The following is an 8,098-nucleotide window of genomic DNA, read 5'->3' as shown; positions in this document are numbered from 1 at the left end:
CTGTGCTGTGAGTCTTCTTTATGCGTGATGCGGTCGGCCGGGCGGGGCTGTGAGGCCGGGCGACGGACGAAAGCGGCCCAACGCACGATGCGTACATCGCGACGAAGGAGGCCGGGGGGTCGGTCAGACTACCATCGCCGCCGGGTCCGGAACAGGACTAATCCACAGGTTCATGCACAGGCTGGGGCGGCCGCTTTGGCGGCGCCGGTCGCGGAACGCAAAGCGCAGACGAAACAAAGAGTTGACCCGAACTTGTGCGATCCCGTAGAATCCGCGGTCCTCTACGCCAGTTACAGCCGAGCCGATCATGGCCACGAAGCGCACCTACCAGCCCAGCAACCTCAAGCGCAAGCGCGACCACGGTTTCCGTGCCCGCATGGCGACTGCCGACGGCCGCAAGATTCTCGCCCGTCGTCGCGCCAAGGGCCGCAAGCGCCTGACCGCCTAAGCGTTGCCGGCCGCCTGTCGCGATCTTCCTGATCCGGCGTCCAGCGGCCGCCCGCCTGCAATGAATTCGACCCGCTTCCCGCGCACCGCGCGGGTACGCGCGCGCTCCGATTTCGACCGTATATTCAAGCATGGGCGGCGCGTGGCGCTGCCCGTGCTTGCTTTGCATTTCCAGGCCGACGATTCCATCGCGCCGCGCCTGGGCCTTGCGGTCTCGCGTAAGGTCGATCCGCATGCGGTCGGCCGTAACCGCATCAAGCGTGTGCTTCGCGATGCTTTCCGCCACGTCCGCGCCGAGCTGGCCGGTGGCGACTATGTCGTGGTCGCTCGTCCCGGCGCATCGCGCTGCAGCGGCGAGGAACTCCGCGTCGCCTTCCACAGTCTGCTCAAGCGCGGCGGCACCCGTCCGGCGCTCGCATTGCCCGCAACTGCGGCGCCCGGCACAATGCCGGCCGCTTCCCCTTCCGACCCCACGCCGGACTCCGGTCCCGGCTGAGCCTGCCTGCTGCCCATGAACCAGACACGTGCTTTTCTGATCCTCGCCTGGCTGATGGTGGCGACCTTGCTATGGATGGAGTGGGGCAAGGAGAAATCGGCTCCGCCCGTGCCGCCGCCGAGCGCGGTCGCGCCCGCCAGCAGCGTGCCGGTCGCTTCCGGCGTCGCCGCCACGGCCGCCGTGCCGGGCGCGCCGAGCGCGGCCACGCCGGCGGTACCCGGCGGTTCCACCGTCAGCACCGCCGCGGCCAACGGCGCCGAGCCGGCCGTCACCGTCACCACCGCTGTATTCAAGGTGACCTTGCGTGGCGGCGAGATCAGCGAAGCCGATCTGCTGCGCTATCCGGTGACCTCCGAGCCCGACAGCCCGCCGATGCGGCTGCTGGCCAGCGACTCCAGCTTGTACTTCGTCGCCCAGAGCGGCTGGGTCAGCCAGGGCAACGCCGCGCCGACGCACGAGTCGGGTTTCCGTTATGCCGGCGAGCAGCGCGATCTGGTCCTGGCCAAGGACGCGAAAGAAATCGCCGTGCCGTTCGTATGGACCGGCCCGAATGGGGTGACCATCACCCGCACCTACACCTTCCGCCAGGGCGACTACGCGATCAAAGTGCGCGATGACGTCAGCAACGGCAGCACCGTGCCGTGGCAGGGCTTCGTCTACCGCCAGCTCAGCCGCGTGCCGCGCGAACTGGCGCACAAGGGCCCCTTCAGCCCCGAGCAGTACAGCTTCCAGGGCGCGGCGTGGTACAGCCCGGCCGACAAGTACGAGAAGCGCAAGTTCGACAAATTCGCCGACGACGGCAAGCTGGACAAGCAAGTCACCGGCGGCTGGATCGCGATGCTGCAGCACCACTTCTTCGCCGCCTGGATTCCGGGCGACAAGGACGCCGGCGAGTTCTCGCTGGAGCAGCTCAACGCCGGCGCCGCGCCGCAATACCTGATCCGCGACCTCGGCCCGGGCGTCAACCTCGCCCCGGGTCAGAAAGCCACGACCGAAGCGCGCCTGTGGGTCGGCCCGAAGCTGGTCAAGGCGATCGAAGCGCAGAACGTGCCCGGCCTGGACCGTGCCGTCGATTTCAGCAGCTACAGCATCTTCGCGACCCTGGCCAACGGCCTGTTCTGGCTGCTGGAGAAGCTGCACAACCTGTTCGGCAACTGGGGCTGGGCGATCGTCGGCCTGGTGGTGCTGCTGAAGCTGGCGCTGTACCCGCTGTCGGCCGCGCAGTACAAGTCGGCGGCGAAGATGCGCAAGTTCCAGCCGCGCGTGGCCCAGCTCAAGGAGCGCTACGGCGAGGACAAGCAGAAGTTCCAGATGGCGCTGATGGAGCTGTACAAGAAGGAGAAGATCAATCCGGTCGGCGGCTGTCTGCCGCTGCTGCCGCAGATGATCATCTTCATGACCTTGTACTGGATGCTGGCCGAGTCGGTGGAACTGCGTCATGCGCCGTGGATGCTGTGGATCCACGACCTGACCGCGCGCGATCCGTTCTTCGTGCTGCCGCTGATGAACATCGCGATCATGTGGACCACGCAGAAGCTCACGCCGATGACCGGCATGGACCCGGCGCAGGCCAAGATGATGCAGTTCATGCCGCTGATCTTCGGCGTGATCCTGGCGTTCCTGCCGGCCGGCCTGGTGTTGTACCAAGTCGCCAACGGCGGCCTGGGCCTGCTGCAGCAGTGGGTGACCACCAAGCGCTATGCCGAAGCGCCGGCGACGGCGGGAAAGGATAAGGACAAGGACTGAGGTCCGGTCCGGGTCGATTGATTCGATTCGTTCACGAAGCCCGCCGTAAGGCGGGCTTCGTGTTTTTAGGATGGGGTGGCGCGTGGCGTTCGCGGCTTACGCAGGTTAGGTCGCGCCGAGCCCGCTTTTGCTCGTCATTCCCGCGAAGGCGGAAATCCAGCGACTTCAAGCGTTCTCGCACGAAAGGCCCTGGATGTTCGGCTCCGCCGAAGTAAAGCGGAGCCCGCCTTCGCGGGAATGACGAGCAAAAACAGGTCGTCGGATACTCCCCGGCTGTCGTTCGTCCCCGAAATACATCCCCTCCGCCACCCCCGGATTTATGATCCTCCCCATGACCCCGCCCGCCGCCCGCGACACCATCGCCGCCATTGCCACCGCGCCCGGCGCCGGCGGCGTCGGCATCGTGCGTTTGTCCGGTTCGCGATCGCGCGAGATCGCGCAGACCATCGCCGCGCGCGAACTGCAGCCGCGTCACGCCCACTACGTGCGTTTCCGCGATGACGCCGGCGACACCATCGACGACGGCATCGCGCTCTATTTCGCCGCGCCGGCCAGCTACACCGGCGAGGACGTGGTCGAACTGCAGGCCCACGGCGGCCCGGCGCTGCTCGAAGAACTGCTGGCGCGCGCATGCGCCTTGGGCGCGCGGCGGGCGCGACCGGGCGAATTCAGCGAACGCGCGTTTCTTGAAGGTCGCCTGGATCTGGCCCAGGCCGAAGCCGTTGCCGATCTGATCGCCGCTGGCGATGCGCGCGCCGCCCGCGCCGCGCGGCGCGCCCTCGACGGCGAGTTCTCGCGCCGCGTCGAAGCCCTCGCCGCCGATCTGCTCGCGATCCGCGTGCACGTGGAAGCGGCGATCGATTTCGCCGACGAACCGCTCGACACCCTCGGCGGCGCCGCATTGCGCACGCGCTTCGCCGCCGCCTCGACCTCGCTCGACGATCTGCTCGCCGCCGCCGAACGCGGCCGCCGTCTGCGCGACGGTCTGCATGCGGTGATCGTCGGCCCGCCCAACGCCGGCAAGAGTTCGCTGCTCAACGCGCTGGCCGGCAGCGAGCGCGCCATCGTCACCGACATCGCCGGCACCACCCGCGATCTGCTGCACGAAACCGTGCGCCTGGACGGCGTCGAACTGACCCTGGTCGATACCGCTGGCCTGCGCGACGGCGGCGACGCGATCGAACGCGAAGGCATGCGTCGCGCGCGCGGCGAGCTGACCCGCGCGGACCTGGCGATCGTGGTCATCGATGCGCGCGACCCGCACATCGGGCTGGCCTCGGTGGCGGACGCGATCATCGACGTACCGGCGCGCTTGTTCGTCTACAACAAGATCGACCTGCTCGAATCCGATTACGACTCGCCCGGCCCGGCCGATATCGGCGGCGAGAATCGCGTATTCGTTTCCGCCCAGACCGGCGCCGGCCTGGACGCGCTGCACGCGCGTCTGCGCGCGTTGGCGCAGGGCGATGCGGCGGATGCGGCCGAAGGCGCGTTCACCGCGCGCTCGCGACACGTCGATGCCTTGCTGCGCGCGCGCGAAGAACTCGACGACGCGCGCGCCCAGCTCGATCACGAAATGCTCGACCTCGCCGCCGAAGCGTTACGGCAAGCGCATGAAGCCCTGGGCGAAATCACCGGCCGCGTGCGCGCGGACGATCTGCTCGGGCATATCTTTTCGAGCTTCTGCATCGGCAAATAAGCCGATCGGCGGCCGCGCGTCGCCGCTCGGACGCGCCCGTATCGATAACGCCGCCGGTCTTCGCTTCAGGCAGCGCGGGCGTAGTCGGTATAGCCCTGCGCGCCGCCGCCGAAATAGCGCGTGCGATCGCCTTCGTTCAAGGACAGGTCGTGACGCAGCCGGTACGGCAGATCCGGATTGGCGATGAACGGACGGCCGAAGCCGATCAGGTCGGCCCAGCCCTTGTGCAAGGCTTCTTCCGCGCGCTGCTTGGTGTAGCGGCCGGAGTAGATCAGGCTGCCGCCGTAGACGATGCGCAATGCTTCGCGAAACGCGTCGGGCATGGCGGGCGCGTCGTCCCAGTCGGCCTCGGCGATGTGGATATAGGCCACGCCGATATCGTCGAGCAGTTTGGCCGCGGCCAGGTACGTCGCCTGCGGCGTGTCGTCGACTGCGCCCTGCAGCGTGGTCAGCGGCGCCAGGCGCACGCCCATGCGTTGCGGCCCGACCACGTCGGCCACCGCTTGCGCGACTTCGCGCAGGAAGCGCAGGCGGTTGGGCAGCGAACCGCCGTATTCGTCGTCGCGGGCATTGGCCTGCGAGTCGATGAACTGATTGATCAGATAACCGTTGGCGCCGTGCAGTTCGACGCCGTCGAATCCGGCTTCCAGCGCGTTGCGCGCGGCCTGAGCGAAGTCGCGCACGATGGCGGCGATCTCCTCCACGCTCAACGCCCGCGGCGGCGAGTGCTGGACCATCTCGCCGACGCCGGCTTCCGGGCCGCGGCCTTCGCTATCGACGAACACTTTCACGCCTGGCGCGACCAGCGCCGACGACGACACCGGCGCTTGTCCGCCGGCCTGCAGCGCGACGTGCGAGACGCGGCCCACATGCCACAACTGGGCGAACATGCGCCCGCCGGCGGCGTGCACCGCGTCGGTGACCTGGCGCCAGCCGGCGATCTGCTCGCGCGTGTAGATGCCCGGCGTCCAGGCGTAGCCCTGACCCTGGCGGCTGATCTGGGTGCCTTCGCTGACGATCAGGCCGGCGCCGGCGCGTTGCGCGTAGTACTGCGCCATCAGCTCGGTGGCGACTTCGCCGTGAGCGGCGCGCGAGCGAGTCATCGGCGGCATGACGATGCGGTTGGCGGTATCGAACCCGCCCAGGCGATGCGAGGTGAACAACATGGTCGGTCTCTGGAAGCTGCGATTGCGATCAGTGTGGGGATCGCGGAGGCGATGAAAAATACCGCGGGGGGCAAACGACTCTTTCTGTTGCGGCAAGAATCGCTGCGGGGCCGGAGTGGATGCGTGGCGCGGTAGCCGCGCCGCCGTGCGCGCAGGCGCGGCGGCGCGCGGGGATCAATCCCAGGCCGGAGCGAGGCTGTCCGGATCGGTCAGGCGCTCGCCGCGATCCAGCGCGGCGATGCGCTGCATATCGTCGTCGCTCAAGCGCAGCGAGGTCGCCAGCAGATTGCTCGCGAGGTTCTCGCGCTTCGTTGACGATGGAATCACCGCATGGCCCAGCTGCATCGCCCAGGCCAGCGCGACCTGCGCGGGCGTGGCGTCGTGCTTGCGCGCGATGTCGATGACGACCGGATCGCCGAGCACCTTGCCGTAGGCCAGGGTCATGTACGAGGTCAGGTGGATGCCGCGGTCCTTCGCGAAGGCGGCGAGCTTGCGGTTCTGCAGATACGGATGCAGCTCGACCTGGTTGGTCGCGATTTCGTCCGCGCCGACCACGTCGATCGCGCGCTGCATCAGATCGATGTTGAAGTTGGACACGCCGATCGCGCCGGTCAGCCCCTGCAGCTTGGCCTGGGCGAGCGCGCTCATGAACTCGGCGACGGAAACCGCATCGTTTGGCGAGGGCCAGTGGATCAAGGTCAGATCGACGCGGTCGGTGCGCAGCTTGCGCAGACTTTCGCGCAGGCTCGGGATCAGCTTGTCCTTGGACAGATTGGCGACCCAGATCTTGGTGGTGATGAACAAGTCGTCGCGGGCCACGCCGCTGTCGGCGATGGCCTGGCCGACCTCGGCTTCGTTGTCGTAGATCTGCGCGGTGTCGATGACGCGATAGCCGACGTCCAGGCCGTTGCGTACCGAGTCGATGACGGTCTGGCCCTTGAGACGGAAGGTGCCCAGGCCGAATGCGGGAATGGTCATGGCAAAACCTCGTGGTGATTGGGGGAGGAGAGAAGCGAATCAGTGCGCGGCGACGACGGCGCCGCTGGTGCGATCGGGCAGGCCGTCGCGACGGTCGAGCCAGCCGCTCCATGCGGTCAGGCCGAACGCGCCGAGCACCACCAGCGCGCCGACCCACGGCGTGTGGCCCAGGCCCAGGTGGGCGACGACCAGTCCGCCGGCCCAGGAGCCGCCGGCGACGCCGAGGTTGAACGCGGCGATATTGAAACCGGCGGCGACATCGACCGCCTGCGGCGAGTAATGCTCGGCCTGCTTGACTACATATACCTGCAGGCCCGGCACGTTGCCGAACGCGACCGCGCCCCAGGCCAGCGCCGTGAGTACCACCAGCCACTGGCTGTGCGCCGTGAAGCTGAGCACGAACAGCACCGAAGCCAGCAGCAGGAAGATCGTCTTCAGTGCTTTGATCGGGCCGTTGCGGTCGGCGAGCTTGCCGCCCCAGACGTTGCCGAAGGCGACCGAGATGCCGTAGGCCAGCAGCACCAGGCTGACCATGTTCGGGCTGAAACCGGCGATGTCCTGCAGGATCGGCGCGAGGTAGGTGAAGGCGATCAGCGAGCCGCCGTAGCCGACCGCGGTCATCGCATAGACCAGCAACAGGCGCGGCTGCAGCAGCACCGCGGCCTGCTTGAGCAGCGGCGCCGGCGCGCTGTGGGCGATCTTCTTCGGCACGAACACGGCGCTGCCGAGCATCGCGATCAGGCCGAACGCGGCGACCACCAGAAACGTGGTGCGCCAGCCGAAGTGCTGGCCGATGAAGGTGCCCATCGGGATGCCGGTGACGAAGGCGACGGTCATGCCGCTGAACATGGTGGCGATGGCGCTGGCGGCCTTGTCTTTCGGCACCAGGCTGGTGGCGATGATCGAGCCGACCGAGAAGAACACGCCGTGGGCGAGGCCGGTAAGGATGCGCGCGACGATCAGCGTGGTGTAGCCCGGCGCCATCCAGGCGACGAGGTTGCCGACGGTGAACAGCGCCATCAGCCCGACCAGCAGGGTCTTGCGCGGCACGCGCCCGGTCAGCGCGGTCAGCAGCGGCGCGCCGATGGCGACGCCGAGGGCGTACAGGCTGACCAGCAGCCCGGCCGAGGGCAGGCTGACGCCGAGGTCTTCCGCGATGGTGGGGATCAGGCCGACGATGACGAACTCGGTGGTGCCGATGGCGAAGGCGCCGAGGGTCAGGGCCAGGAGGGCGAGGGGCATGGCGGGCATCCGGTGGATGGGGATGCGCAGTGTCGGCTGGGGGGGTTTGCTGAAAAATGGGGTTCTGGACGAATTTCTATTGATTTTAAGTCAATAGTTAAGCGCTTGCTCTTGCTCTTGCTTGAGGCTTCTGCTTTTGCTCGTCATTCCCGCGAACGCGGGAATCCAGGGCCTTTCGTGCGAGAACGCTTGAAGTCTCTGGATTCCCGCGTTCGCGGGAATGACGAGCAAAAAATGCAATAGCAACAGCAACAGCAACAATCGCTATAGCCGCACGCGATATCTCAGTGCATGCTCAATGAGCTCGCCGAGCTGTCGTCCACG

Annotated in this window: 7 protein-coding genes; 4 read left to right on the top strand and 3 right to left on the bottom strand. The window is 67.5% G+C overall.

Features of this window, described 5'->3' with window-relative positions; translation table 11 throughout:
- The first annotated feature begins 307 nt into the window (after nucleotides 1-307).
- From rpmH to mnmE, 4 genes are all read left to right on the top strand, one after another.
- The gene (gene rpmH / locus LG3211_RS24595; protein WP_027083663.1) at nucleotides 308-448 is read left to right on the top strand and encodes a 50S ribosomal protein L34; all 141 of its coding nucleotides are present in this window, start codon (nucleotides 308-310) and stop codon (nucleotides 446-448) included.
- 60 nt (nucleotides 449-508) lie between these two features.
- Complete coding sequence (gene rnpA / locus LG3211_RS24590) at nucleotides 509-943, top strand: ribonuclease P protein component (protein WP_057945155.1); 435 nt, start codon at nucleotides 509-511, stop codon at nucleotides 941-943.
- Between the two features lie 15 nt (nucleotides 944-958).
- On the top strand, nucleotides 959-2,689 hold the full coding sequence (yidC, locus tag LG3211_RS24585) for a membrane protein insertase YidC (protein ID WP_057945154.1): 1,731 nt from the start codon (nucleotides 959-961) through the stop codon (nucleotides 2,687-2,689).
- 331 nt (nucleotides 2,690-3,020) lie between these two features.
- Nucleotides 3,021-4,388, top strand: coding sequence for a tRNA uridine-5-carboxymethylaminomethyl(34) synthesis GTPase MnmE (gene mnmE, locus LG3211_RS24580; RefSeq protein ID WP_057945153.1), 1,368 nt, complete (start codon nucleotides 3,021-3,023; stop codon nucleotides 4,386-4,388).
- 65 nt (nucleotides 4,389-4,453) lie between these two features.
- Here mnmE and LG3211_RS24575 read toward each other — a convergent pair whose 3' ends face one another.
- From LG3211_RS24575 to LG3211_RS24565, 3 genes are all read right to left on the bottom strand, one after another.
- Complete coding sequence (locus LG3211_RS24575) at nucleotides 4,454-5,554, bottom strand: alkene reductase (protein ID WP_057945152.1); 1,101 nt, start codon at nucleotides 5,552-5,554, stop codon at nucleotides 4,454-4,456.
- A gap of 174 nt (nucleotides 5,555-5,728) precedes the next feature.
- Nucleotides 5,729-6,532, bottom strand: a complete 804-nt coding sequence (gene dkgB / locus LG3211_RS24570; RefSeq protein WP_057945151.1) for a 2,5-didehydrogluconate reductase DkgB — start codon at nucleotides 6,530-6,532, stop codon at nucleotides 5,729-5,731.
- A 39-nt stretch (nucleotides 6,533-6,571) separates the two neighbouring features.
- Nucleotides 6,572-7,774: an MFS transporter gene (locus LG3211_RS24565; protein WP_057945721.1), complete on the bottom strand. Its 1,203-nt coding sequence runs from the start codon at nucleotides 7,772-7,774 to the stop codon at nucleotides 6,572-6,574.
- Nucleotides 7,775-8,098 lie beyond the last annotated feature (324 nt).

Origin of the sequence: Lysobacter gummosus, assembly GCF_001442805.1 — a bacterium.
Taxonomy (GTDB): Bacteria; Pseudomonadota; Gammaproteobacteria; order Xanthomonadales; family Xanthomonadaceae; genus Lysobacter; species Lysobacter gummosus.
The sequence above is the reverse complement of the archived record's forward strand: the minus strand, read 5'-3'. Positions and strand labels throughout refer to the sequence as shown.